Source organism: Streptomyces tyrfis (assembly GCF_037034285.1).
Classification (GTDB): domain Bacteria; phylum Actinomycetota; class Actinomycetes; order Streptomycetales; family Streptomycetaceae; genus Streptomyces.
Window position 1 is genome coordinate 46175 of sequence record NZ_JBAGJZ010000027.1, and the last position, 24646, is coordinate 70820.

Below are 24646 nucleotides of genomic sequence, written 5' to 3' on the forward strand. Positions count from 1 at the left end.
GCTCCTCACACCACCCGTGCGCCGACCTATGCCACGGGCACTTCGCGCCGCGTGCGGGGGGTTTCCCGAACCCATGCGGCCCCATGCCGAACTCATGGGGCGTCAATCCGTAATTGTCCGGATCCGCGCCCCGAATCTCGTCACTGTCCGGATCCAGGAGGGCGGGAATCCGTGACGTTCCCGCGGCGGCCCCGTGATGGCCCCGCGTGGCGGCCGATCCGGCTCGGCGAAGACGGCGGCCCCGGCCGCAGGTCCTCGGCGACGGTCCTCGTCGCGGATGATCCGGGGCCGCGGTCCGCCGGTACCGCCGCGGCCGGGGCGTCTCCTACGGCCGGAGGCGCCTCTCCGCCTCGGCCTCCCGGGCTCGCGGCGCCGCACCCGGACAACCCGGTGCACGTGCAAGACGCCGTCGCCGTCGCCGTCGACCTGGCCTTCCGGCCGCGCTCGGGCCGGGCCGGCCGACCTCGCCCACACCGTCCCGGCCACCGGCCGCCGAATCAGCGTGGGGCCGCCCGAGGCGCCCGGCACCGAGGAACTCCGGCCGGCCGACATCGGCATCGGCGCCACCTCGACCGGCTGACCGCCGTGCACACGCCCATCGGCCGCGAGATCGTGCCGGTCCTCGGCGACATGGGCAGCGCCGCCGCCCGGGCCCCGAACGCGGTCCGGTTGCTCTGGGAGCTCCGGCTGGAGGGACAGCGGCTCCGGGAGCCCTGGAACTGGGGCCCGTTCGCCCGTTCGCCGACGCGCCCTTCGTCCCCCGGGTGCGCCTCGGGCGCTCCGTCCTGGCCCGGCGGTCCGGCGGGCGGACGGGATTCCGGGCCCGAGCCCGGGCGCTGCGGACGAGGGACGAATGGCGAGGTGCGGCGGCCAGGGGCGGGCAGAGGAGCCGGATCGTGAGCCCGGCGTCCGGGCGGGCCGGGCGTTGGACATTCGGCGGCGACGTGGGCGTGCGGCGGGAATGGCCCGTCGGCGCAAGCGGTTTCAGCCGGTGGCAGGTGAAGCAGCTCACGGCCGGTTTCGGGAGGATATGTATGAAGATCGGTGACATCGAGGTCCTGGCGATCACGGACGGAGTGGGAAGGGAGGTCGCCACCGACATCCTCAGCCGCCCGGGCGTGGACGACCCATGGGCCTGCCACGGCCATCACCTCGCCCCGGACGGGACGCTGGAGCTGCCGCTGGGCGGCTTCCTGGTGCGTACCGGGGACCGCGTCGTACTGGTCGACGCCGGCGTCGGCGCGGGGGACCACGGTCGCTACCAGGGCGGCTCGCTGCTGGAGTCGCTCGAAGCCCACGGCATCACTCCCGACGACGTGACCGACGTGGTCTTCACCCATCTGCACTTCGACCACATCGGCTGGGCCACCCACCAGGGCCGGCCGGTCTTCCCCCGCGCGACCTACCGCGCCCACCGCGCCGACTGGCAGCACTTCGTCTCCGGCGAAGCCCCGCAGCAAAGCGCCGTCGACAAGCTCACCCCGCTCGGCGACCAGCTCGAACTCTTCGACACCGACCACACCGTCGCCCCCGGCCTGGACGCCCTTCACACCCCGGGCCACACCCCCGGCACCACCGTCTACGCCGTCTCCTCCCGCGGTGAGCGCGCACTGCTGCTGGGCGATGTCGCCCACTCCGTCGTCCAGTTCTCCGAACGCGACTGGGAGGTCGTCTGGGACGTCGACCCCGCGGCCGCCTCCGCCGCGCGCAACCGCATCGCGGACCAGGCCGCCGAAACCGGAGACCTGCTGGTCGCCGCCCACTTCCCCGGCATGCGCTTCGGCCGCGTCATCACCGCCGACGGGCCCCGGCGATTCGTCGCCGTCTGACGCTTCCCGGCCCGGTCGCTCGCCCCGCGCCGGCTCTCCCCGTCCGGTCGCCGTCCCGGCCCGGAGCGGGCGCGCGCTCCGGGCCGGCAGGTTCGACGGCCCGGGCGGGCAGGGGGAGCCGGGCGGGCGGGACGCCGCTGAGGTGTGGGGCGAAGCCCTCGGGGGGCGCCGCCGTGTCGGGGAGCACACGAAGCGTTCAGCGCCCGCGCCCTCGTCACACGAAGCCCTCAGCGCTCGGACCCTCGGCAACGCGAAGCCCTCGACCCCCTCCGCCGGCACGCAGCGCCCTCCGCCCGGCACACGGCGCCTTCGCACTCGCGCGGGGGTGCCGCCGTGCGCCTCAGCACTCGATGATGTTCACCGCGAGGCCGCCGCGCGCGGTCTCCTTGTACTTCACGGACATGTCCGCGCCGGTCTCCTTCATGGTCTTGATGACCTTGTCCAGGGAGACCTTGTGGCTGCCGTCGCCGCGCAGGGCCATCTTCGCCGCCGTGACGGCCTTGACCGCGGCCATGCCGTTCCGTTCGATGCAGGGGATCTGGACGAGGCCGCCGACCGGGTCGCAGGTCAGGCCGAGGTTGTGCTCCATGCCGATCTCGGCGGCGTTCTCGACCTGTTCGGGGGTGCCGCCGAGGACCTCGGCGAGGGCGCCCGCCGCCATGGAGCAGGCGGAGCCGACCTCGCCCTGGCAGCCGACCTCGGCGCCGGAGATCGAGGCGTTCTCCTTGAAGAGCATGCCGATGGCCCCGGCGGCCAGCAGGAAGCGGACGACGCCGTCCTCCTTCTCGGCCTCGGTGGCGCCGCCCGCCGCGAAGTTCATGTAGTAGTGCAGCACGGCCGGGATGATTCCGGCGGCGCCATTGGTGGGGGCGGTGACGACGCGGCCGCCCGCCGCGTTCTCCTCGTTGACCGCCATCGCGTAGAGGGTGATCCACTCCATCGCGTGGGTCTGCGGGTCGCCCTCGGCGCGCAGCTGGCGGGCGGTGGTGGCGGCGCGGCGGCGGACCCGGAGGCCGCCGGGCAGGATGCCCTCGCGGGACATGCCGCGCGCGACGCACGCCTGCATGACCCGCCAGATGTCGAGCAGGCCCGAGCGGATCTCGTCCTCGGTGCGCCACGCCTTCTCGTTCTCCAGCATCAGCGAGGAGATGGACAGGCCGGTCTCGCGGGAGAGCCGCAGCAGTTCGTCGCCGGTGCGGAAGGGGTGCTTCAGGACGGTGTCGTCGAGGACGATCCGGTCCGCGCCGACCGCGTCCTCGTCGACGACGAAGCCGCCGCCGACCGAGTAGTACGTCTTCTCCAGCAGCGTCGCGCCGTCGTGGTCGAAGGCGAGGATCGTCATGCCGTTGGCGTGGTAGGGGAGGGCCTTGCGGCGGTGCAGGACCAGCTGTTCGTCGGCGTCGAAGGCGATCTCGTGCATGCCGAGCAGGTTGATCCGGCCGGTGGTGCGGATGCGTTCCACCCGCTCGTCGGCGGTCTCCACGTCGACGGTGCGGGGCGACTCGCCCTCCAGACCGAGCAGGACGGCCTTCGGGGTGCCGTGGCCGTGGCCGGTCGCGCCGAGCGAGCCGTACAGCTCCGCCCGTATCGAGGCGGTGTGGGCGAGCAGGCCCTCGTTCTTCAGGCGGCGCGCGAACATACGGGCGGCGCGCATCGGGCCGACCGTATGGGAGCTGGACGGGCCGATGCCGATCGAGAAAAGGTCGAAGACCGAGATGGCCACGGGGAACTCCTCAGTGGGTGGCGGACGCCGTCGTCTGCCAGGTGGTGCGAGGGGGAGGGCAGGTGGTGAGAGACGGGGAAGGGGGGCGGGGCCGGTGGACCCGGAGGCACGGGGCGGGGAGGGGCGCCGCGCCCACCGTCCGGTGTGCGGGGCGCCCCGCCCGAGGGGTGACGGACCCGGCCCCCCCGGGGCCCGCACCGCGGCGGGGCGGTGCGGGGCGGGGGACGGGCCGCCCGTGCGTCCGGCCCGCTTCGGGCCGGGGTACTGCGTCGAGCCGGCCGCTGCTCCGGGCCGGGCACGGCTTCAGGCCGGGGTACCGTCCCGGACCGGGCAATGCTCCGGGCCGGTCGCGGCCTCGGGCCGGGTGCCGTCCCGGACCGGGACCGCTACAGGCCGGGGTACAGCGGGAACTTCTCGGCCAGCGCGACGACGCGGGCCTTCAGGGCCTCCGCGTCGTACGACGGCTTCAGCGCGGCGGCGATGATCTCCGCCACCTCCGTGAAGTCCTCGGCGCCGAAGCCGCGGGTGGCCAGGGCCGGGGTGCCGATCCGCAGCCCCGAGGTGACCATCGGCGGGCGGGGGTCGTTCGGGACGGCGTTCCGGTTGACCGTGATGCCGATCTCGTGCAGCCGGTCCTCGGCCTGCTGGCCGTCCAGCTCGGAGTCGCGCAGGTCGACCAGGACGAGGTGGACGTCGGTGCCGCCGGACAGCACGGAGACACCGGCCTCGGTGACGTCGGGCTGGACCAGGCGCTCGGCCAGGATGCGGGCGCCCTCCAGGGTGCGCCGCTGGCGCTCCTTGAACTCCTCGGTCGCCGCGACCTTGAACGAGACCGCCTTGGCCGCGATCACGTGCTCCAGCGGACCGCCCTGCTGGCCCGGGAAGACCGCCGAGTTGATCTTCTTGGCGAGTTCCTGGGTCGACAGGATGACGCCGCCGCGCGGACCGCCGAGGGTCTTGTGCGTGGTGGTGGTGACGACGTGGGCGTGCGGCACCGGGTTGGGGTGCAGGCCCGCCGCCACCAGCCCGGCGAAGTGCGCCATGTCGACCATCAGGTACGCGCCGACCTCGTCCGCGATCCGGCGGAAGGCGGCGAAGTCCAGCTGACGGGGGTACGCGGACCAGCCGGCGACGATCAGCTTCGGCTTGGTCTCCTTGGCCAGGCGCTCGACCTCGGTCATGTCCACGACGCCGGTGTCGTCCACGTGGTACGGGACCACGTTGTAGAGCTTGCCCGAGAAGTTGATCTTCATGCCGTGGGTCAGGTGACCGCCGTGGGCCAGGTTCAGGCCCATGATCGTGTCGCCCGGCTTCAGCAGCGCGAACATCGCGGCCGCGTTGGCCTGCGCGCCCGAGTGCGGCTGGACGTTCGCGGCCTCGGCGCCGAACAGCGCCTTGATCCGGTCGATGGCGATCTGCTCGACGACGTCGACGTGCTCGCAGCCGCCGTAGTAGCGGCGGCCGGGGTAGCCCTCGGCGTACTTGTTGGTGAGGACGGAGCCCTGGGCCTCCATGACCGCGACCGGGGCGAAGTTCTCCGACGCGATCATCTCGAGAGTGGTCTGCTGGCGGCGGAGCTCGGCGTCGACGGCGGCGGCGACGTCCGGGTCCAGCTCGTGGAGGGAGGAATTGAGAAGCGACATCAAGTGGTCCCTTGGGGTCTCAGTTGCCGGAGAACTCGGTGTACTCGTCGGCGGAGAGCAGGTCCTTCGGCTCCTCCGTGACGCGTACCTTGAACAGCCAGCCGCCCTCGAAGGGAGCGGAGTTCACCAGCGACGGGTCGTCCACGACGTCCTGGTTCGCGGCCGTGATCTCGCCGGTCACCGGCGAGTACAGGTCGCTCACCGACTTGGTCGACTCCAGCTCGCCGCAGGTCTCGCCCGCGGTCACGGTGTCGCCGACCTCGGGGAGCTGCGCGTAGACGACGTCACCGAGCGCGTTGGCGGCGAACTCGGTGATGCCGACCGTGGCGACACCGTCCTCGGCGGCCGACAGCCACTCGTGCTCCTTGCTGTAACGCAGCTGCTGGGGGTTGCTCATGACCTGAATTCTCCTGTACGCGGGGGAGTGCTGTTGAACGGTGGTCTTACGGTGTGAGACGCGATTGCGTCACTTTGCGGTGTGCGGACGTCCGTGGACGCCGCGCCCGGCCGCCGGAACCGCTTGCGGCGCCGACGGTCCGGCCTCACTTCTGACGCTTGTAGAACGGCAGGGCCACGACTTCGAACGGCTCGTGGTTGCCCCGGATGTCCACTCCGACGCCCTCGGCGCCGGGCGTGGCGTACGCGGCGTCCACGTACGCGATGGCGATCGGCTTGCCCAGGGTGGGCGACGGGGCGCCCGAGGTCACCTCGCCGACGACCTGGCCCCCGGCGACCACCGCGTAGCCGGCGCGCGGCACCCGGCGGCCCTCGGCGATCAGCCCGACGAGCTTGCGGGGCGGGGCGGTCTCGGCGCGCTCGGCGGCGGCCCTCAGGGCCTCGCGGCCGACGAAGTCGCCCTCCTTCTCGAACTTCACGACCCGGCCGAGCCCGGCGTCGAACGGGGTCAGCACCGTGGTCAGCTCGTGGCCGTAGAGCGGCATGCCCGCCTCCAGGCGCAGCGTGTCGCGGCAGGAGAGCCCGCACGGGACCAGGCCGTGCGGGGCGCCCGCCTCGGTGAGGGCCTTCCACAGCCCCTCGGCGTGCTCGGGGGCGACGAACAGCTCGAAGCCGTCCTCGCCGGTGTAACCGGTACGGGCGATCAGCGCGGGCACCCCGGCGACCGTGCCCGGCAGGCCCGCGTAGTACTTGAGGCCCTCCAGGTCGGCGTCGGTGACCGAGGCCAGGATGGCGGGGGACGCGGGGCCCTGGACTGCGAGCAGCGCGTACGCGTCGCGGTCGTCGCGCACCTCGGCGTCGAAGCCCCCGGCGCGCGCGGTCAGGGCGTCCAGCACGATCTGGGCGTTGCCCGCGTTGGCGACGACCATGTACTCGTCCTCGCCCAGCCGGTAGACGATCAGGTCGTCGAGGATGCCGCCGTCCTCGGCGCAGATCATCGTGTAGCGGGCGCGGCCGACGGCGACGGTGCCGATGTTGCCGACCAGAGCGAAGTTCAGGAGGTCCGCGGCCCCGGGGCCGGTGACGGTGATCTCGCCCATGTGCGACAGGTCGAAGAGGCCGGCCCGGGTGCGGACCGCGTTGTGCTCGTCGCGCTCGCTGGCGTACCGCAGCGGCATGTCCCAGCCCGCGAAGTCGGTCATGGTCGCGCCCAGCGAGCGGTGCAGGGCCTGAAGGGGGCTGTGGCGCGAAGCGCCTTCAGGCAGGGCGGTGGCGGGAGACGGGTGGGCGGTGCGGCGGGGGGCGGTGCTCATGGATATGGCTCCCGGGGGCAGGACGGCGAGGACAATCCCTCCCCATCTGTCATCGGAACCTGAGAGGTTCGCCGAAAGCCCCCGAAGGGTCCCGTTCGGCTTGCACCTTGGGTGGGGCCGCGTGGCGGCCCGCTTTTCAGATCTGCCTCATCCACGCGGTACGGGGCCTGAGAGATTCAAGGGAGGAACTTGCTCCTTCGGCGCCCGGGCACCTGTGGTGACCGGAACTCTCCCGCGCGGATTCAAGCGGCCTTTATGCAGTTGGCCGGGCCATCATCGCACGCATCGGGCCGCAACGGGGCGTCGGTCCCCGGCCGATTCCGACGGCGTGGACGGTTGTGCCGCATTACCTTTTCTTTACACTTCCGGCCATGGGCCGACACCCGGCAGGGGGAGGGCGATGACGTTACGGCGGTACGCGACGACCGCGGGGGGCGCACGCGGTGTGATGCCCGCGCAGTCAGGGGGCCCGGACGGGCGGGCGCCGGGCCGCCCCGTGCCGGCCGTGCGCGACCTGCGGCGGCCCGACGGCCCCGCCCGGTACGGCCTGGTCTTCGCCGCGGGCGACGTGGTGGTGGTCTCCGGGCTGCCCGGCAGCGGCAAGTCCACCCTGATCCGGCGGACGGCCGCGGCCCGCGCCATCGACTCCCAGGACGTCCGGGACCGCTGGGCGCGGCTGATGCCCCGCCTCCTCCCGTACGCCCTCTACCGCCCCCTCGTCCGCCTCGCCCACTACGGCGGGCTGTGGCGGGCGCTGCGCTCCGGCGAGTCCCTCGTGGTGCACGACTGCGGGACGCAGGCGTGGGTGCGCGGCTGGCTGGCCCGCGCCGCGCGCCGCCGGGGCCGGGAGCTCCACCTGGTGCTGCTCGACGTCACGCCCGGGACCGCGCGGGAGGGACAGCGCGAGCGCGGCCGGGGCGTCTCCGGATACGCGTTCGCCCGCCACCGCGGGGCCGTGGCCCGGCTGCTCCGGAACGCCGAGCGGGGCCGGCCGCCGTCCGGCTGCGCCTCGGCGGTGCTGCTGGACCGGGCGGCCGCGGCGCTGCTGGAGCGCATCACGTTCGCCTGAGGCCGGGCCCGGGCCCGGGCGGCCGGGCGGCGGCGGACGGTTAACCTTCTGCCGGAAGGCTCGGGCGAGAAGGGGAAGCAGTGGACATTCCGGCACAGGTCCAGTCGCATCCGGAGAACGGATGGCCGGCCAACGAGCTCGAAGAGGTGCTGATGGCCTCGGTGGGCGCGGCGGAGGCCGGCGGGCGCCTCGTCGAGGTGCTCGGACGCAGCCACGTCTGGGTGCCGCTGCCCAACGGCGGCGCCCCCGACGCGCGGGAGCTGGACCTGCCGACCCTGGAGATCGACGGCGCCGCGTTCGTCCCCGTGTTCAGTTCCGAGCAGCAGTTCCTCGGCTGCGTCGGCGACCGGATGTCCTACACCGTCGCCCCCGCCCGGGAGTTCGCCCGCGGCCTGCCGCCGCAGCTCGGCATAGCCGTCAACCCCGGCGGCGCGGTCGGGATGCCGCTGCCGCCGCCCGCCGTGGCCGAACTGTGCCGCACCGGGCGCACCGCGCTGGACGGGCCGGCCGCCGGCGGCCGGGTCCGGCTGTTCGAACCGGACTGGCAGGAGGAGCCCGTCGACTTCCTCTCCGCCGCGGCCGGCGAGTTCGAGGAGAGCGGCGTGGTGGTCACCGCCCGCCGCACGCTGGCCAGCATCGAGGGCGGCGATCCCGTCCTCTTCGTCGGCGTGGAGCTCTCCGCCTGGGACGGCGACGCCGGGCAGAGCGCCCCGATGGACGCGCTGGGCCGGGCCCTGGGCCGGGTGGCGGTGCCCTGGCCGGTCAACCTGGTCCTGCTCGACGTGGCACAGGACCCGGTCGGCGACTGGATGCGGGAGCGGATCCGTCCGTTCTACCAACGCGCGGAACGGTAGTACGGGGCCGGCGCGCGAACGGCGGTACGGGGGCGCGCGGAACGGGAGTGCGGGGCGCGCGGGCCGGCCCGCGCCGCGGCGCACGCCGGGCGCCACCGGGCCGGCCCGAGGCGTCAAGTCGGTGTCAGGACCGCCGCATAAGCTGGTTTCATGGCGGGTGTCACGGCATCGTGCCGCGCCCGTGTGCCCCGGGAGCGGCGGGCCGGCACAGTGGATCGAAGAGGGGCGGAACCAGGTGACTGCGTCAGGCACCGCGGCGGCCGGACAGGTCGAGCACATGCTGCGCCAAGTGACGCCCGGGCGCTACGACGCGTACGAGGCGCTGCTCCAGGCCCTCGCGGACGGCCGGATCTGGATGCTCCTCTGGCACGGCCGGGCGGGTTCGCCGGACGCCCAGTACGGAAACATGGAGATCGGCGGCCTCGGCTACGCCCCCTGTGTGACCTCCGCCCAGGAGCTGTCGGCCAGCGGCTGGACCCGGGCCCACGAGGTGGTCACCGGCCGCGACATCGCCCGCGCCCTGTTCCCCGACCGCTGGGGCATCTGGCTCAACCCGCACGCCCCGGGCGGCGGCGTCGGCGTCCCCTGGCTGGACCTGCGCCGCATCGCCACCGGCCTGGACCGGATGCCCGCCGGGCCGCTCCGGCTCACCGAACCGGCCATCGAGATCCCGCAGTTCTACGCCCTGCTCGCGCAGAGCGCCCACCACACGCCCGCGATCCGCTCGCTGCGCCGCGCCTGGGTGCAGCCCGCGCTCGGGACGCCGTACCTCGCCATCGGCCTCGACCTGTACGACACCAGCCCGCCGTCCGTCGAGGCGGTGCGCGCGATGATGCGGCAGTCGGTCGGCGCGGTCCCGGAGGGGCTGCCCGTCTCCACCGTCGCGATGTCCGACGAGTACGACCCGGTCGCGATGTGGCTGCGCGCCAACTCCCGCCCGTTCTACGACCGCGAGGCCCACGCCCCGGCGCCCGGCTACGGCTATCCGCCGCCGCAGGGCGCGTACTGAAGGCGGCCCGGCCGCCCCTTCGGCGGGGCGGCGCGCCGCACCCGGCGCACCCCGCGCCCCGCACCTCGCGCCCCGCGTGCCGCGCCCCGCACCTCGCGCCCCGCACCCCGCGTGCCGCACGGCGACCGCGCGGCGCGCGCGCCGGATTGAAGCCATGCCGGGCGCGCGGGCGTGTGACGCGCCGGGCCAAGGGCTGTCCCTCGCCTGTCCGCCGCCCCGGCGCGGCCGTTCCGGCACCTCCCTCCTCAACCTCCTTCGCCGCCCGGGAAGTCGGCCCCGCCGCCGCACCCGGAGCGCGGTCCCCCGGCCCCGGCGGCCCGGAACGTGCGCCGTGCACCCCGTATGCCGGACATCTCCGTGGAGGGGCCGTCTGGTGGTGAAAGCGAGGAGTATGGGAATCATCGCCCTGTTGAACCTCAACTGACCGGTGTTCGACGGGCGTTCACCACCGTCCGGATAACGGATCACCCCAGTCAGCATCACGGTTAGGCATCCATTCGCCTGTCGGTATGGCTACCGCGCGCGGCGGCGATGAAGACTCCCGCAGCAAGGGCGTCTGCCGCCTCCGCGTACGACTGACTGATCCGTGCCGCCACCGCGGCCAGTTCGGCCCGGCCACCGCCGGTTGAGAGGGGTCCTTGCCACGATGACGGCACCACTGCACGAGCCGACCACGGAGACGGGCCCGAACGCGACCGGTGGTCCGGCGGCCGACTCCGGGGTGAAGAAGGTCGAGGGGCGGTCCCTCAAGCAGATCGCCTGGAACCGCCTCAAGCAGGACAAGGTCGCTCTGACGGGTGGCATCGTCGTCCTCGCCCTGATCGCGGTGGCGATCTTCGCACCGCTCATCGTCTCCCTGCTGGGCCACCCGCCGAACGACTTCCACCAGGACAAGCTCGACCCGCTGACCAACCTGCCCACGGGCTCCCTCGGCGGCATCAGCGGCGACTTCCTCTTCGGCGTCGAGCCGAACAAGGGACGGGACGTCTTCAGCCGGATCGTCTACGGCGCCCGGATCTCGCTGCTGGTGGCGTTCCTGGCGGCCCTGGTCGCCGTGGCGCTGGGCACGCTGTTCGGGATCGTCGCCGGCTACTTCGGCGGCTGGGTCGACGCGCTGATCAGCCGGGTGATGGACGTGCTGCTCTCCTTCCCGCAGCTGCTCTTCATCATCTCCCTGGTCTCGGTCCTCCCCGACGACCTGCTCGGCCTCACCGGCAGCGGGGTGCGGATCGCCGTACTCGTCGCCGTCATCGGCTTCTTCGGCTGGCCCTATGTGGGACGCATCGTGCGGGGGCAGACGCTCTCGCTGCGCGAACGCGAGTACGTGGAGGCCGCGCGGAGCCTCGGCGGCGGGCGCGGGCACATCCTCTTCCGCGAACTGCTGCCCAACCTGGTGGCCCCGATCACCGTCTACGCGACGCTCATGATCCCCACCAACATCCTCACCGAGGCCGCCCTGAGCTTCCTCGGCGCCGGTGTCCGGCCGCCCACGGCCTCCTGGGGCGGCATGCTGCGCGACGCACTGGAGACATACGAGCACGACCCGATGTTCATGGTCTTTCCCGGCGTGACGATCTTCATCACCGTACTGGCCTTCAACCTCTTCGGGGACGGGCTGCGCGACGCCCTGGATCCCAAGGGGACCCGATAACCCACGACTTGCCCCTGCCGCACTGTCAGGTGGCTCTTCCCATGGTTCTCCGGCAAGCAACGGCCTGGGACCGCGATCTCGGAGGTTGCGAGAAAATGTCCACAGTTTCCACGAAACGACGGCTCACCGCTGGTGCGGCCCTCGTGGTCGCGGCGCTGATGACCACCACGGCGTGCGGCGGCGGCGACGGCGACAGCGACAGCGGCAGCGCCAAGGGTGCGGGCTTCAACGCGGCGTTCGACAAGATCGCCAATCCGTCTGCCAAAAAGGGCGGAACGCTGAAGATGGTCGGCAAGCAGGACCTGGACTCGGCGGACCCGCAGCGCGCCTACTACGGCATGGCGTGGGACTTCATGCGCTTCTACACCCGCCAGCTGGTCACGTACGACACCAAGCCGGGCCTGGCCTCGACCAAGCTGGTCGGCGACCTCGCCACCGGCCCCGGTGAGATCACGGACGGCGGCAAGACCTACACGTACAAGCTGCGGGATGGCCTGACCTGGGAGGACGGCTCCAAGCTGACCTCCAAGGACGTCAAGTACGGCATCGAGCGCATCTGGGCGACGGACACCATCACCGGCGGTCCGCAGTACCTGAAGCAGACGCTGGACCCGAAGGGCGAGTACAAGGGCCCCTACAAGGACTCGTCCCCGGACAAGCTCGGCCTGAAGTCGATCGAGACGCCCGACGACAACACCATCATCTTCCGGCTGCCCAAGCCCAACGGCGACTTCGAGCAGTTCCTCGCCATGCCGTCCGGCTCGCCCGTGAAGGCGTCCGAGGACACCAAGGCCAAGTACACCCAGCGGCCGTTCTCCTCCGGCCCGTACAAGTTCGAGTCGTACAAGCCGAACAAGAGCATCGTGCTCGTCCGCAACGACAAGTGGCAGAAGTCGTCGGACCCGGTGCGCGCCGCGCTCCCGGACAAGGTCACCGTCACGTTCTCCGCCAACCTGGAGGAGAACGACAAGAAGCTGATGGAGGGCGACTACGACGTCGACCTCAACGGCACCGGCATGACCCAGTCCGGCCGGGTCACCGCGATCCAGAAGTACAAGGACAGCGTCGACAACATGCAGACGTCGTTCGTCCGCTACGTCGCGCTGGTCCACACCGCCAAGCCGCTGGACGACGTCCACTGCCGCAAGGCCGTCTTCTACGCCACCGACTTCGCCGCCCTCCAGCAGGTCCGCGGCGGCGAGATCGCCGGCGGCGCGATCGCCAACAGCGCCCTCCCCGCGTCCATCAAGGGCCACAGCGACTACGACCCGTACGGCGTCCTCGCCCGCAAGGGCAAGCCGGACCTGGCCAAGGCCAAGGACGAGCTGAAGCAGTGCGGCCAGCCGAACGGCTTCCCCACCAAGCTCACCGCCCGCAACAACAACCCGGGTGAGGTCGACACCGCCGAGGCGCTCCAGGCGCAGCTCGCCAAGGTCGGCATCAAGGTCGCGGTCGACCCGATCAACGGCGCCGAGGCGGCCAGCATCAGCGGCTCGCCGTCGGTCGTGAAGCAGCGCGGCTACGGCATGACGATGAGCGGCTGGGGCCCGGACTTCCCGTCCGGCCAGGGCTTTGGGCAGCCGCTGTGGGACAGCCGCTTCCTCTCGGAGACCGGCAACTACAACGAGTCGCAGATCAAGGACCCGGAGATCGACAAGCTCTTCGACCAGGCGATCGCGCAGACCGACCCGGAGAAGGCCGGTGAGGTCTACCAGCAGATCGACAAGCGGATCCTCGACCAGGCCGACTGGATGCCCTTCATCTACGAGAAGAACATCACCTGGCGCGGCAAGCGACTGACGAACGTCTACATGTCCGACGCCTACAACGGCCGTTACGACTACGTCTCGCTCGGCGTCGTCAAGTAGTCGCTGCACGGGCGGCGCCGGCCTCGGTCGCCGCCGCCCCCAGCAACAGCGGCCGACCCCGTCGGCCGCTCCACCGCCGCCGAAACCCGCCAGTCCGAAGGGCAGGTGATGGCCGGGGCGGTGGCCGGGAGCCCCACGAGGAACCCCGGCCACCGCCGGGCCGCGCACAGTGCTTGCTTATCTCATCCGGCGCCTGTTCGCCGTCGTCATCATGGTGCTCGTCGTACTGCTCGCGACCTTCACCATCTTCTTCATGCTGCCCAAGTGGGCGGGTCAGGACGTCGCCGTCCTCTTCGCCGGCAAGGCCACCGGTGCCGAGCAGCTCGCGGGCATCCGGATCAAACTGGGGCTCGACCAGCCCCTCCTCGTCCAGTTCTGGGACTTCGTCAAGGGCATCCCGATGGGGCGCGACTACGCGAACGGTGACGACGTCACCCACTGCGCCGCCCCCTGCTTCGGGTACTCCTTCCGCACCGAGGTGCCGGTCTGGACCACCCTCAAGGACGCCCTGCCCGTCACCGGCGCGCTCGCCGCCGGCGCCTGCGTGCTGTGGCTCATCGGCGGCGTCGCCACCGGCGTCGTCTCCGCGCTGAAGCGCGGCACGATCTGGGACCGGGCCGCGATGACCACCGCCCTCGGCGGCGTCTCCCTGCCGATCTTCTTCACCGGCATGGTGGCGATGGGCCTCTTCGTGCACACCCTCGGATGGGTGCACATCGCCGACAACCTCTCCACGGACGACGGCATCGGCGTCTGGTTCCAGACCCTGATCCTGCCGTGGATCGTGCTCGCCTTCCTGAACGCCGCGATGTACGCCCGGCTCACCCGGGCCACCATGCTCGACGTGCTGGGCGAGGACTACATCCGCACCGCCCGCTCCAAGGGACTCGGCGAGCGGGCCGTCATCACCCGGCACGCCCTGCGGTCCGCGATGACGCCGATCCTCACCGTCTTCGGCCTCGACATCGGCGTGCTCCTCGGCGGCGCGGTCCTCACCGAGTCCACGTTCAACCTGCCCGGTCTGGGTCTCGCGGCCGTCCAGGCCATCAGCGACAAGGACCTGCCCGTGATCCTCGGCGTCACCCTGTTCGCGGCGCTCGCCATCGCCGTCGCCAACCTCGTCGTCGACATTCTGTACGCCGTCATCGACCCGCGAGTGAGGCTGGGATGACCGAACTGCACAAGAGCGGCGCCGCGCTGGGCGAGCCCGTCGCCGGCTCGCCCGCCCCCACCGCCTTCCTGGACGTGCGCGACCTGCGGGTGCACTTCCCGACCGACGACGGTCTCGTGAAGTCCGTCGACGGGCTCAGCTTCACGCTGGAGAAGGGCAGGACCCTCGGCATCGTCGGCGAGTCCGGCTCCGGCAAGTCCGTCACCTCCCTCGCGATCATGGGCCTGCACACCGCCGGCCAGTACGGCAAGCGCAAGGCCCGGCTGTCCGGCGAGATCTGGCTGGACGGCAAGGAACTGCTCTCCGCCGACCCCGACGAGGTCCGCAGGCTGCGCGGCCGCGACATGGCGATGATCTTCCAGGACCCGCTGTCCGCGCTGCACCCGTACTACACGATCGGCAAGCAGATCGTGGAGTCGTACCGGGTCCACCACGACGTGGACAAGAAGACCGCCCGCAGGCGCGCGATCGAGATGCTCGACCGGGTCGGCATCCCGCAGCCCGACAAGCGCGTCGACAGCTACCCGCACGAGTTCTCCGGCGGGATGCGGCAGCGCGCGATGATCGCCATGTCGCTGGTCAACAACCCCGAGCTGCTGATCGCCGACGAGCCGACGACCGCGCTGGACGTGACCGTCCAGGCGCAGATCCTCGACCTGATCCGCGACCTGCAGAAGGAGTTCGGCTCCGCGGTCATCGTCATCACCCACGACCTGGGCGTCGTGGCCGAGCTGGCCGACGACCTCCTGGTGATGTACGGCGGGCGCTGCGTCGAGCGCGGACCGGCCGAGGACGTGTTCTACGAACCCCGCCACCCCTACACCTGGGGCCTGCTGGGCTCGATGCCGCGCCTCGACCGCGAGCAGACCGACCGGCTCATCCCGGTCAAGGGCTCCCCGCCGTCCCTCATCAACATCCCGTCGGGCTGCGCCTTCAACCCGCGCTGCCCGTACGCGGACATCCCCGAGGGCGATGTGACCCGCACGGTGCGACCGGAGCTGCGCGAGGTCGGCAGCCGGCACTGGGCGGCCTGCCACATGTCGCAGGAGCAGCGGGAGCGGATCTGGACCGAAGAGATTGCGCCCAAGCTGTGAGCGAGGAAAAGGCCGTGACGAGCGAGGACGAGGGCGTGGCGAGCAAGGGCGAGCGCGGGACGGGGACGGGCGGGAGCGCGGACGTGCCCGGACAGGGCTCCGGCTCCCGCGAGGCGCTGCTGAGGGCGACCGGCCTGCAGAAGCACTTCCCGATCAAGAAGGGCATGCTGCAGCGCACCGTGGGCGCCGTGAAGGCGGTCGACGGGCTCGACTTCGAGGTGTACGCGGGCGAGACCCTGGGCGTGGTCGGGGAGTCCGGCTGCGGCAAGTCGACGATGGGCCGGCTGATCACCCGGCTGCTCGAACCCACCGCCGGCACGGTCGAGTTCGAGGGGAGGGACATCACGCACCTCGGCGTCGGGGCCATGCGCCCGATGCGCCGCGACATGCAGATGATCTTCCAGGACCCGTACTCCTCGCTGAACCCCCGGCACACCATCGGCACCATCGTGGGCGCCCCCTTCAAGCTCCAGGGCGTGACGCCCGAGGGCGGTGTGAAGAAGGAGGTGCAGCGGCTGCTGGAGGTCGTGGGCCTCAACCCCGAGCACTACAACCGCTACCCGCACGAGTTCTCCGGCGGCCAGCGCCAGCGCATCGGGATCGCCCGCGCGCTCGCGCTCAAGCCCAAGCTGGTGGTGGCCGACGAGCCGGTGTCGGCACTGGACGTCTCCATCCAGGCGCAGGTGGTGAACCTGCTCGACGACCTCCAGACCGAACTGGGCCTGACGTACGTGATCATCGCCCACGACCTCTCGGTGGTCCGGCACGTCTCGGACCGGATCGCCGTGATGTACCTCGGCAAGATCGTGGAGCTGGCCGACCGCGAGTCGCTCTACAAGGCGCCGATGCACCCGTACACCAAGGCGCTGCTCTCCGCGGTCCCCATCCCGGACCCGAAGCGCCGGGCGGCCAAGAGCGAGCGCATCCTGCTGAAGGGCGACGTGCCCTCGCCGATCTCGCCGCCCAGCGGCTGCCGCTTCCACACCCGGTGCTGGAAGGCGACGGAGACCTGCAGGACGCAGGAGCCGCCGCTGGTGGCGCTGCGGACCGGTCACCAGGTGGCCTGCCACCACCCGGAGAACGCGCCGGACCAGGTCCCGGGGGAGACGGTGACGGAGGCGGCGCGCGAGGCGATCGAGATCGTCTCGATCCAGAAGCCGGAGACCGGGGACGCACAGCCGTCGTCCCCGGACGCCCCGGCGTCCGGTGAGGCGTCGGGCGCGGCCTCCGGCGGGAAGCCGTCGTCCGGGGAGCCGTCGCCGGAAGCCGCGGCCTCCGGCGCGGAGTCGCCCGATACGCCGGAGGACGGCCCGAAGGAGTAGTAAACGAGCGGTACCGGCACAATTGCCCGGTGCTCAACGAACTGTTCACGCCCTCCGTCCAGCACGCGCTCGACATCGCGGGGATCTTCGTCTTCGCGATCTCGGGCGCGCTGCTCGCCGTGCGCAAGAACTTCGACGTCTTCGGCATCGCGGTGCTCGCCGAGGTGACCGCGCTGGGCGGAGGGCTGTTCCGTGACATCGTCATCGGGGCGGTCCCGCCCGCCGCCTTCACGGACCTCGGCTACTTCACCACCCCGCTGCTCGCCGCCGTGCTGGTGTTCTTCCTGCACCCGCACGTCGAGCGGATCCAGGTGGCCGTCAACGTCTTCGACGCGGCCGGGCTCGGCCTGTTCTGCGTCACCGGCACGGTCAAGGCGTACGGCTACGGCCTCGGCCTGACCGCGTCGGCCGCGCTCGGGCTGGCCACCGCGGTCGGCGGCGGCGTGCTGCGCGACGTGCTGGCCAATGAGGTCCCGTCGCTGCTGCGCTGGGACCGCGACCTGTACGCGGTGCCCGCGATCGTCGGCGCCACGATGATCGTGCTGTGCATCCGCTTCGACGTGCTCAACGCGCTCACCAGCGGCGCGGCGGTGATCACCGCCTTCGTGCTGCGGCTGCTCGCGATGCGCTTCCACTGGCGGGCCCCGCGCGCGTACAACCGGCGGTCGTCGACGGCCGAGGAGGGAGCCGCGGCCCTGTGAGCCGCGAGGGCCGGCCCGTGCCGCTCATCAGAAAAGCTACCGCTTAGTAATGTCATCGGGTACGATGCCTCGCATGGCACAGTCAGAAGTGCGCGCGACGCGAACCGCGCAGGCGACCATCGGGGACAGCGAGTTCGACCGCGACACCGCCGTCACCCGTCGTGAAGAGGGCGTCTACGACGCCGAACTGTCCGCCGGCTGGACGATCATCCACGCGGTCAACGGCGGCTATCTGCTGGCCATGCTCGGCCGCGCGCTCGGCGACGCCCTGCCCCACCCGGACCCCTTCTCGATCTCCGCGCACTACCTGACCGCGTCCGTGCCGGGGCCCGCGGTGATCCGCACGCAGACGGCCCGCGTCGGCCGCACCCTCTCCACCGGGCAGGCGTCCCTGTTCCAGTACGGGGAGGACGGCGCCGAGGTCGAACGCATCCGCGTCCTGGCCACCTACGGCGACCTGGACACGCTGACCGACGAGGTCCGCACCTCGGCGAAGCCGCCCGCCATCCCGCCGGTGGAGCACTGCCTCGGCCCCGGTGACGGCCCGGCCCCGATCCCCGGCAGCTCCGCCATCGCCGAGCGGATCGACATCAAGATCGACCCGGCGACGGTCGGCTGGGCCGTCGGCGCCCCTTCCGGGAAGGGCGAGATGCGCGGCTGGTTCGGCCTCGCGGACGGCCGCGACCCCGACCCGCTGTCCCTCCTGCTCGCCGTCGACGCGCTGCCGCCCACCGCGTTCGAGCTGGGCCTCACGGGCTGGACGCCGACCGTCGAGCTCACCACGCACATCCGCTGCCGCCCCGCCCCCGGTCCCCTGCGTGTTTCCATCACCACCCGCAACCTCGCCGGCGGCTTCCTGGAGGAGGACGCGGACGTCTGGGACAGCGCGGACCGCCTGGTCGCCCAGTCCCGCCAGCTGGCCCGGGCGCCGCGCGGCTGACCGGCCCCGGGCCGGGGGCGGCGTGCGATTGAGCGGCGCGAGGGCCGGGGCGGCATGCGGTTGGGCGGCGCGGGGGCGGGCGGCATGCGGCTGGGCGGACGCCGTCCCCGCCTCCGGACGCCTCGCCCTGCCTCCGGCCGGATCGCCCCGCCTCCGGCCGGATCGTGCGTCTTCGGCCGGATCGTGCGCCTCCGAGGGGGTTCCGCCGCGACACGAGGGCCCGCCGCGATGCGAGAGGTGAGACGCGCGTCACACTTGGGCGTGTCACATCGGGCGAGCCGTCTCCGTCAGGGAGGTGTAACCGCCCACGACGGCAAGGAGTCCACCATGGATGCTCGCTTGAACCTCTTCACCCACCCGGTCACGTCCAAGGCCCTGAAGCACCTCGCCGCGGCGGGCAAGCCGGTCGCGGACTCGGCGCTGCCGGCCGCGACCCAGCAGCTGGTGCTGCTGCGCGCCAGCCAGATCAACGGCTGCGCCTACTGCGTCGACATGCACAGCAAGGACGCCGAGCATGCCGGAGAGACCTCGGGGCGGCTCAACCTGGTCGCGGCCTGGCGGGAGGCCACGGTGTTCACCGACGCCGAGCGCGCCGCGCTGGACCTCGCGGAGCAGGGCACCCGCATCGCCGACGCGGCGGGCGGCGTCGACGACGAGGTCTGGGCCAACGCCGCCAAGCACTACGACGAGGAGCAGCTGGGGGCCCTGGTGGCGCTCATCGCCGTCATCAACGCCTTCAACCGCCTGAACGTCCTCACCCGGCAGCCCGCCGGCGACTACCAGCCGGGTCAGTTCGGCTGAGCCGCGCCGGTCCGAGGGGCCGGTCCGGTCCGGACCTGACCGGTGCGGCCCGGACCGGCTTCGGGCGGCGGAGCGCCTGACAGGGGCCGTCGACGCCATCCGGCGCCGGTGGCCCCCACGCTTCGCGCGCTGTCGCGTTTCACGACCCGCCTCGCCCCGCGAGCGTGCGTGCCAGGCGTCGCACGACAGGCGGCAGTTCGAAGACAGGTTCTGGTCCCTGCTGTGTGCGCTCCCCGTCATCCCGCGCCGTCCATCCAGTGCAGCCTGCCGAGCGTGAGCAGCCTCAGTCGTCGCCGGGCGACCTCGGCCACCTGCCGCTCCCCGTCGGGGCCCGCCTCCAGGAGCGCGGAGGTCGTGATCACCAGGAAGTCGACGTAGAGGTCGCCCAGCATCAGCAGATCCTCCTTGCTCCAGCCCTCGCATTCCGGGTCCTGGGCCAGTGCCGCCGCCACCTCCCGTCCGAACAGGCGCAGTTGGGTCGCTATGGCCTCGCGGACGGCCTTCACCCCGCCGTGCTGCTCACGAGCGATGAAGCGGAAGTGGGCGGGCTGCGCGCCCACATGGCAGACGATCGACTCGATGCCGCGCCGCATCCGTTCGGCGCCGTCATCGGTCTCGCCGAGGATCGCGTCGACCATGCCGTGCAGACTTCCCAGTGCCTCCTCCACGAGGGCCACGCCGAGGGCGGCCGTGTCGTCGAAGTGCCGGTAGAAGGCGGTGGGGGTGACACCCGCCGCCCGCGTCACCTCGCGCAGCCCGAGGCCGCTCAGGCTCTGGTGCTCCAGAAGCCCGAGCGCGGCGTCCAGCAGGGCCTGACGCGTTCTCAGCTTCTGGGTCCGGCGAACGCCGACGGTGTGACTCATGCCATTCAGTAAACAACTGTTCTCCAGGGCGGGGAAGGGGCGCCGAGGTCTAGACTGACCAGTCAGTGAACAGTCGTAATCTCAATGGCTCGCGATCTCTCCATGGCTCGCGAAGAGCCCGCAGAAAGGCTGAACATGATCGTCCTCGTCGCCGCCCTGCTCCTGCTCGGACTCGTTCTCGGAGCCGTGGTGCAGATTCCGCTTCCGCTGAGTTTCGCGCTCGCCACCGTGATCGGCTGCTGGCTGCTGGTCTTCGCGGTCCGGGAGCGGGCGTCCGAGCGGCGCGGCTCCCGCTGATCAGGGACCGACAGGCCCCCGACCGCAGCCCGGTCCCCGGCCGGCCGCCGGTCCGAAGGCCGCCCGAGCGCCCTGACCGCCCCGATCGACGCACGCACCAAGACGCACGTACGAAGGAGCCCGTCCCCATGGCACTCACCGCATCCGTACGCCGCCGCCCCGCCGTGAAGACCGACCCCCGCACGCGATCCACCGCCTCCGCCGCGCCCGAGGCCGGCGCCGGGAGCGGGCCCGAGACCGAGGCGCGGCCCGGCGCCCCGGGCGATCCGCGCACCGAGGCGGCGTCCGATTCCGCGTCCGCGTCGGAGTCCGGGCCCGCGTCCGCGTCCGACGAGTGCGGGCGCGGCGGCCGGGACGCCGACGGACTCGCCGTCGCCTCCTTCGTGCTCGGACTCATCGGCCTGCTGGTGATGAACGTCCTGCTCGGCCCGGCCGCCATCGTCATGGCGGTCCTCGCGCTCGTCCGCTCCACGTCCCGCCCCGGCCGCGCCCTCCTCGGGCTCGCCCTCGGCATCGCCGACCTCGTGGTGCTGGCCGTTCTGGTCACCGGTTCCGGCACCGTCTCCTGGAACTTCTCCGGCTGACACCCGGCGCGGCCATCCCGTCCTGTCCCGTCCCCTGCCGCCCACGCCGCCCCACCCCATCGCATCCCGTCCCGTTCCGTCCCCTCCCGTTCCGTCCCGTCCTGAACCGGCCGGTCCGGCCCGCCCGGGTGACCCCGGGACAGGTCGCGCGATCGACCACGCGGATGCGCCCCGAACGGCCCGCCGGCCGCACCGGGCCCGGCGGGGTTTCCGGTGGCACGCCCGGTGGCGGCACCTGACCAGGACGGCCGGACGCCCCGCCCGGTGCGCGGGTGAGGGGCAGCGGTGCGCCGTGCGTACGCCCCGCCGCGCGCCCGCGGGCGGGCTCGTAGAATCGGGCCCACCATGGCATACCTCGACCACGCCGCGACCACGCCGATGCTCCCCGAAGTGATCGCCGCGATGACCGCCCAGCTCGCCGTCACCGGTAACGCGTCCTCGCTGCACGCCGCGGGGCGCCGGGCCCGTCGCACCGTCGAGGAGTCGAGAGAGACCCTCGCCGAGGCCCTCGGCGCCCGCCCCAGCGAAGTGGTCTTCACCTCCGGCGGCACCGAGGCCGACAACCTCGCGGTGAAGGGCCTCTACTGGTCCCGTCGCGACGCCGACCCGCGCCGCACCCGGGTGCTGGCCAGCCCGGTCGAGCACCACGCGGTGCTGGACGCCGTCGACTGGCTCGCCGAGCACGAGGGCGCGAACGTCGAGTACCTCCCCGTCGACCGGTACGGGCGCGTCCACCCCGACGCGCTGCGCGAGGCGGTCCTGCGCGACCCCGACGACATCGCGCTGATCACCGTGATGTGGGCCAACAACGAGATCGGCACGATCATGCCGGTGCGCGAACTCACGGACGTGGCCCGCGAGTTCGGTGTGCCGATGCACGCCGACGCGGTGCAGGCGTTCGGGCAGCTGGACGTCGACTTCGCCCGTTCCGGACTGGCCGCGATGACGGTCAGCGCACACAAGATCGGCGGGCCCTTCGGCATCGGCGCGCTGCTGCTCGGCCGCGAGTACGCCCCCGTCCCCGTGCTGCACGGCGGCGGCCAGGAACGGCACGTCCGTTCGGGCACCCTCGACACGCCCGCCATCGCGGCCTTCGCCCTCGCCGGACGCCTGGCCGCCGACGGCCGCGAGGAGTTCGCCCGCGAGATCGGCGGGCTCCGGGACGATCTCGTCGCGGCGGTCCGGGCGGCCGTGCCCGACGCCGTCCTCGGCGGCGACCCGGCGCCGGACGGCCGGCTCCCCGCCAACGCCCACTTCACCTTCCCCGGCTGCGAGGGCGACTCCCTGCTCCTGCTGCTGGACGCCCAGGGCATCGAATGCTCCACCGGCTCCGCGTGCACCGCGGGCATCGCGCAGCCCAGCCACGTCCTGCTGGCCACGGGCGCCGCCCCGGACCTGGCCCGGGGCACCCTGCGCTTCTCGCTCGGGCACACCTCCACCAAGCAGGACGTGGACGAGGTGGCCCGCGCCATCGGGCCGGCGGTGGAACGGGCCCGCACGGCCGGACTCGTCTGAGCGGACCCGCGCGAGGGTTCTGCGAGCGGACCCGTACGAGCGGCCTGGCGCGTGGTGCACGGGCGCGGACCCGCGCGGTCGCATCAGGCCCGCGAAGGGCTCGCCTCCGGCCCCGCCGTCCGGGCGGCCCGGACGAGCTTCAGATACCGGTCCCAGTCCCAGTGCCGCCCGGGATCGGTGTGGTCCGTTCCCGGCACCTCCACATGCCCGACGATGTGCTCGCGGTCCACCGGGATGCCGTACCGCTCGCAGATCGCCGCCGCCAGCCGGGCCGAGGCCCCGTACATCTCCGCCGTGAAATCCTGCGGGCGGTCCACGAACCCCTCGTGCTCGATGCCGACGCTGCGCTCGTTCCACGCGCGGTTCCCCGCGTGGAACGCCACGTCCAGCTCGCGGATCATCTGCGTCACGTGACCGTCCCGGCGCACCACGTAGTGCGCCGCGGCGCCGTGGGCCGGGTCCTGGAAGACCTTCACCGCGCTGCGATAGCTGCCCTGGGTGACGTGGACGACGATCCGGTCGATCGAGTAGTCGTCGGGACGGTCGGCCCGGCGCCAGTTCGCCTCGGACGCCGATATCCACTGGGCCCGCGCGTAGTCGACCTCGCCCGGCGTCCGGGGCTTCTCCACCCCGGGCAGCCGCCACCAGGCCCGTTCCAGCTCGTCCCGGGCCAGCACGGCCGTGCCCGCCGCCGTGACCGTGGCCGCAGTGCCGATCAGCAGCCCGCGCCGACTGATCCCGTGCCCGGACCCGGCCGACGACCCGCCCGCGCCCGCCGCCCTCTTCGTCCCCATGTGATCCTCAACGCATATCCGTGAGCGTTCCGTTCCCGGCGCGCCGTACCCTGGTGGGGTTATGACTCAGACTTCCCAGCGCCCCCTCCGCGTGCTCGCCGCCATGTCCGGCGGCGTCGACTCCGCCGTCGCCGCGGCCCGCGCCGCCGAGGCGGGCCACGACGTGACCGGCGTGCACCTCGCGCTCTCCGCGAACCCGCAGTCCTTCCGCACCGGGGCGCGCGGCTGCTGCACGATCGAGGACTCCCGTGACGCGCGCCGCGCCGCCGACGTCATCGGTATCCCGTTCTACGTCTGGGACCTGGCGGAACGCTTCCGCGAGGACGTCGTGGACGACTTCATCGCCGAGTACGAGGCCGGGCGCACCCCCAACCCGTGCCTGCGCTGCAACGAGAAGATCAAGTTCGCCGCGCTGCTCGACAAGGCCCTCGCCCTCGGCTTCGACGCCGTGTGCACCGGCCACTACGCCACCGTCGTCGTCCGCGAGGACGGCGGCCGGGAACTGCACCGCGCCTCCGACATGGCCAAGGACCAGTCGTACGTCCTCGGGGTCCTCGACGAGAAGCAGCTCGCGCACGCGATGTTCCCGCTCGGCGACACCCTCACCACCAAGGACGAGATCCGCGCCGAGGCCGAGCGCCGGGGCCTGGCCGTCGCGAAGAAGCCCGACAGCCACGACATCTGCTTCATCGCGGACGGCGACACCCAGGGCTTCCTCGCGAGCCGGCTCGGCGCCGCCGAGGGCGACATCGTCGATGAGTCGGGCGCCAAGGTCGGCACCCACGAGGGTGCGTACGGCTTCACCATCGGCCAGCGCAAGGGCCTGCGCATCGGCCACCCCGCCCCCGACGGCAGGCCGCGCTACGTCCTGGACATCTCCCCGGTGAACAACACGGTCACGGTCGGCCCGGTCGAGGCTCTCGACGTCACCGCCCTCACCGCCATCAAGCCCCGCTGGTGCGGCACCGCCCCGACCGGCCCGGGCGCCTACACCGCCCAGCTCCGCGCCCACGGCGGCGAGACCGAGGTGACGGCCGAACTCGTCGACGGCACCCTGCACGTCGCCTTCACCGAACCGGTCCGAGGCGTGGCCCCCGGCCAGGCCGTCGTCCTCTACGACGGCACCCGCGTCGTCGGCTCGGCCACGATCGCGACGACGGTCCGGCGGCAGAAGTCCGCGACGACGACCGGCTGACCGTCTGCCCCTGC

The 24646-nt window shown here is 72.5% G+C and carries 23 protein-coding genes and 1 riboswitch; of the genes, 17 read left to right on the forward strand and 6 right to left on the reverse strand.

The genetic code is table 11. The features are described 5' to 3' along the window. Positions 1-630: 630 nt before the first annotated feature. Together WA762_RS35890 and WA762_RS21180 are read left to right on the forward strand one after the other, a co-directional pair. A complete protein-coding gene (locus tag WA762_RS35890; protein ID WP_472911609.1) occupies positions 631-900 on the forward strand; it encodes a hypothetical protein in 270 nt (89 codons plus the stop codon). A gap of 134 nt (positions 901-1034) precedes the next feature. Further along, positions 1035-1829: an MBL fold metallo-hydrolase gene (locus tag WA762_RS21180; protein ID WP_335937502.1), complete on the forward strand. Its 795-nt coding sequence runs from the start codon at positions 1035-1037 to the stop codon at positions 1827-1829. A gap of 340 nt (positions 1830-2169) precedes the next feature. On the opposite strand, the gene WA762_RS21185 is transcribed toward WA762_RS21180, so the two are convergent. The 4 genes from WA762_RS21185 to gcvT all read right to left on the reverse strand — a co-directional run bounded on the left by WA762_RS21185 (position 2170) and on the right by gcvT (position 6904). Further along, positions 2170-3552 carry an L-serine ammonia-lyase gene (locus tag WA762_RS21185; RefSeq protein ID WP_335937503.1) on the reverse strand — a complete coding sequence of 461 codons (1383 nt, stop codon included), beginning with the start codon at positions 3550-3552 and terminating at the stop codon, positions 2170-2172. Positions 3553-3938: 386 nt separating this feature from the next. Next, positions 3939-5195, reverse strand: a complete 1257-nt coding sequence (glyA, locus tag WA762_RS21190; protein WP_335937504.1) for a serine hydroxymethyltransferase — start codon at positions 5193-5195, stop codon at positions 3939-3941. A gap of 19 nt (positions 5196-5214) precedes the next feature. Next, positions 5215-5592: a glycine cleavage system protein GcvH gene (gene gcvH, locus WA762_RS21195; protein WP_335937505.1), complete on the reverse strand. Its 378-nt coding sequence runs from the start codon at positions 5590-5592 to the stop codon at positions 5215-5217. 145 nt (positions 5593-5737) lie between these two features. Then, entirely contained in the window at positions 5738-6904 is a 1167-nt protein-coding gene (gcvT, locus tag WA762_RS21200; protein WP_335937506.1) for a glycine cleavage system aminomethyltransferase GcvT, read from the reverse strand. 146 nt (positions 6905-7050) lie between these two features. After that, positions 7051-7149: riboswitch (glycine riboswitch) on the reverse strand. 155 nt (positions 7150-7304) lie between these two features. On the opposite strand from gcvT, the gene WA762_RS21205 reads away from it, so the two are divergent. The 11 genes from WA762_RS21205 to WA762_RS21255 all read left to right on the forward strand — a co-directional run bounded on the left by WA762_RS21205 (position 7305) and on the right by WA762_RS21255 (position 19384). Further along, positions 7305-7973 carry an AAA family ATPase gene (locus tag WA762_RS21205; protein ID WP_335937507.1) on the forward strand — a complete coding sequence of 223 codons (669 nt, stop codon included), beginning with the start codon at positions 7305-7307 and terminating at the stop codon, positions 7971-7973. An 80-nt stretch (positions 7974-8053) separates the two neighbouring features. Then, on the forward strand, positions 8054-8827 hold the full coding sequence (locus tag WA762_RS21210) for an enhanced serine sensitivity protein SseB (protein WP_335937508.1): 774 nt from the start codon (positions 8054-8056) through the stop codon (positions 8825-8827). Positions 8828-9062: 235 nt separating this feature from the next. Beyond that, complete coding sequence (locus WA762_RS21215) at positions 9063-9836, forward strand: enhanced serine sensitivity protein SseB C-terminal domain-containing protein (RefSeq protein ID WP_335937509.1); 774 nt, start codon at positions 9063-9065, stop codon at positions 9834-9836. Positions 9837-10482: 646 nt separating this feature from the next. Beyond that, positions 10483-11487, forward strand: coding sequence for an ABC transporter permease (locus WA762_RS21220; protein ID WP_335937510.1), 1005 nt, complete (start codon positions 10483-10485; stop codon positions 11485-11487). A gap of 95 nt (positions 11488-11582) precedes the next feature. After that, positions 11583-13355, forward strand: coding sequence for an ABC transporter substrate-binding protein (locus tag WA762_RS21225; RefSeq protein WP_335937511.1), 1773 nt, complete (start codon positions 11583-11585; stop codon positions 13353-13355). Between the two features lie 169 nt (positions 13356-13524). Next, entirely contained in the window at positions 13525-14526 is a 1002-nt protein-coding gene (locus WA762_RS21230; RefSeq protein WP_335937512.1) for an ABC transporter permease, read from the forward strand. Then, on the forward strand, positions 14523-15620 hold the full coding sequence (locus tag WA762_RS21235) for an ABC transporter ATP-binding protein (RefSeq protein WP_335937513.1): 1098 nt from the start codon (positions 14523-14525) through the stop codon (positions 15618-15620). Before WA762_RS21230 ends, WA762_RS21235 begins: the two co-directional genes overlap by 4 nt. Positions 15621-15703: 83 nt before the next feature. Beyond that, positions 15704-16942, forward strand: a complete 1239-nt coding sequence (locus tag WA762_RS21240) for an ABC transporter ATP-binding protein (protein WP_335937562.1) — start codon at positions 15704-15706, stop codon at positions 16940-16942. Positions 16943-16971: 29 nt separating this feature from the next. Next, entirely contained in the window at positions 16972-17643 is a 672-nt protein-coding gene (locus WA762_RS21245) for a trimeric intracellular cation channel family protein (protein WP_335937514.1), read from the forward strand. A 64-nt stretch (positions 17644-17707) separates the two neighbouring features. Continuing rightward, complete coding sequence (locus WA762_RS21250) at positions 17708-18583, forward strand: thioesterase family protein (protein WP_443080643.1); 876 nt, start codon at positions 17708-17710, stop codon at positions 18581-18583. Positions 18584-18910: 327 nt separating this feature from the next. Beyond that, positions 18911-19384 carry a carboxymuconolactone decarboxylase family protein gene (locus tag WA762_RS21255; protein WP_335937516.1) on the forward strand — a complete coding sequence of 158 codons (474 nt, stop codon included), beginning with the start codon at positions 18911-18913 and terminating at the stop codon, positions 19382-19384. A gap of 236 nt (positions 19385-19620) precedes the next feature. Here the strand turns inward: WA762_RS21255 and WA762_RS21260 are convergent, their stop codons facing one another. Then, complete coding sequence (locus tag WA762_RS21260; protein ID WP_335937517.1) at positions 19621-20247, reverse strand: TetR family transcriptional regulator; 627 nt, start codon at positions 20245-20247, stop codon at positions 19621-19623. 102 nt (positions 20248-20349) lie between these two features. Here WA762_RS21260 and WA762_RS21265 point away from each other — a divergent pair, with 102 nt between their 5' ends. The 3 genes from WA762_RS21265 (at position 20350) to WA762_RS21275 (ending at position 22643) form a co-directional block, all read left to right on the forward strand. After that, positions 20350-20544: a hypothetical protein gene (locus WA762_RS21265; RefSeq protein WP_335937567.1), complete on the forward strand. Its 195-nt coding sequence runs from the start codon at positions 20350-20352 to the stop codon at positions 20542-20544. Positions 20545-20672: 128 nt separating this feature from the next. Then, positions 20673-21128 carry a DUF4190 domain-containing protein gene (locus tag WA762_RS21270; protein ID WP_335937518.1) on the forward strand — a complete coding sequence of 152 codons (456 nt, stop codon included), beginning with the start codon at positions 20673-20675 and terminating at the stop codon, positions 21126-21128. A 345-nt stretch (positions 21129-21473) separates the two neighbouring features. Next, the gene (locus WA762_RS21275; protein ID WP_335937519.1) at positions 21474-22643 is read left to right on the forward strand and encodes a cysteine desulfurase family protein; all 1170 of its coding nucleotides are present in this window, start codon (positions 21474-21476) and stop codon (positions 22641-22643) included. Between the two features lie 83 nt (positions 22644-22726). Here WA762_RS21275 and WA762_RS21280 read toward each other — a convergent pair whose 3' ends face one another. Continuing rightward, on the reverse strand, positions 22727-23437 hold the full coding sequence (locus WA762_RS21280; protein WP_335937520.1) for an N-acetylmuramoyl-L-alanine amidase: 711 nt from the start codon (positions 23435-23437) through the stop codon (positions 22727-22729). A gap of 61 nt (positions 23438-23498) precedes the next feature. Between WA762_RS21280 and mnmA the strand changes: the two genes are divergently transcribed. Next, positions 23499-24632 carry a tRNA 2-thiouridine(34) synthase MnmA gene (gene mnmA / locus WA762_RS21285; protein WP_335937521.1) on the forward strand — a complete coding sequence of 378 codons (1134 nt, stop codon included), beginning with the start codon at positions 23499-23501 and terminating at the stop codon, positions 24630-24632. The last annotated feature ends 14 nt before the right edge of the window (positions 24633-24646 follow it).

Bases quoted from the DNA above. Each gene is read 5' to 3' on its own strand.
- WA762_RS35890 (WP_472911609.1), top strand. From the start codon at position 631: ATGGGCAGCGCCGCCGCCCGGGCCCCGAACGCGGTCCGGTTGCTCTGG.
- WA762_RS21180 (WP_335937502.1), top strand. From the start codon at position 1,035: ATGAAGATCGGTGACATCGAGGTCCTGGCGATCACGGACGGAGTGGGA.
- glyA (WP_335937504.1), bottom strand. From the start codon at position 5,195: ATGTCGCTTCTCAATTCCTCCCTCCACGAGCTGGACCCGGACGTCGCC.
- gcvH (WP_335937505.1), bottom strand. From the start codon at position 5,592: ATGAGCAACCCCCAGCAGCTGCGTTACAGCAAGGAGCACGAGTGGCTG.
- gcvT (WP_335937506.1), bottom strand. From the start codon at position 6,904: ATGAGCACCGCCCCCCGCCGCACCGCCCACCCGTCTCCCGCCACCGCC.
- WA762_RS21205 (WP_335937507.1), top strand. From the start codon at position 7,305: ATGACGTTACGGCGGTACGCGACGACCGCGGGGGGCGCACGCGGTGTG.
- WA762_RS21220 (WP_335937510.1), top strand. From the start codon at position 10,483: ATGACGGCACCACTGCACGAGCCGACCACGGAGACGGGCCCGAACGCG.
- WA762_RS21225 (WP_335937511.1), top strand. From the start codon at position 11,583: ATGTCCACAGTTTCCACGAAACGACGGCTCACCGCTGGTGCGGCCCTC.
- WA762_RS21235 (WP_335937513.1), top strand. From the start codon at position 14,523: ATGACCGAACTGCACAAGAGCGGCGCCGCGCTGGGCGAGCCCGTCGCC.
- WA762_RS21250 (WP_443080643.1), top strand. From the start codon at position 17,708: ATGCCTCGCATGGCACAGTCAGAAGTGCGCGCGACGCGAACCGCGCAG.
- WA762_RS21255 (WP_335937516.1), top strand. From the start codon at position 18,911: ATGGATGCTCGCTTGAACCTCTTCACCCACCCGGTCACGTCCAAGGCC.
- WA762_RS21260 (WP_335937517.1), bottom strand. From the start codon at position 20,247: ATGAGTCACACCGTCGGCGTTCGCCGGACCCAGAAGCTGAGAACGCGT.
- WA762_RS21265 (WP_335937567.1), top strand. From the start codon at position 20,350: ATGGCTCGCGAAGAGCCCGCAGAAAGGCTGAACATGATCGTCCTCGTC.
- WA762_RS21270 (WP_335937518.1), top strand. From the start codon at position 20,673: ATGGCACTCACCGCATCCGTACGCCGCCGCCCCGCCGTGAAGACCGAC.
- WA762_RS21275 (WP_335937519.1), top strand. From the start codon at position 21,474: ATGGCATACCTCGACCACGCCGCGACCACGCCGATGCTCCCCGAAGTG.
- WA762_RS21280 (WP_335937520.1), bottom strand. From the start codon at position 23,437: ATGGGGACGAAGAGGGCGGCGGGCGCGGGCGGGTCGTCGGCCGGGTCC.
- mnmA (WP_335937521.1), top strand. From the start codon at position 23,499: ATGACTCAGACTTCCCAGCGCCCCCTCCGCGTGCTCGCCGCCATGTCC.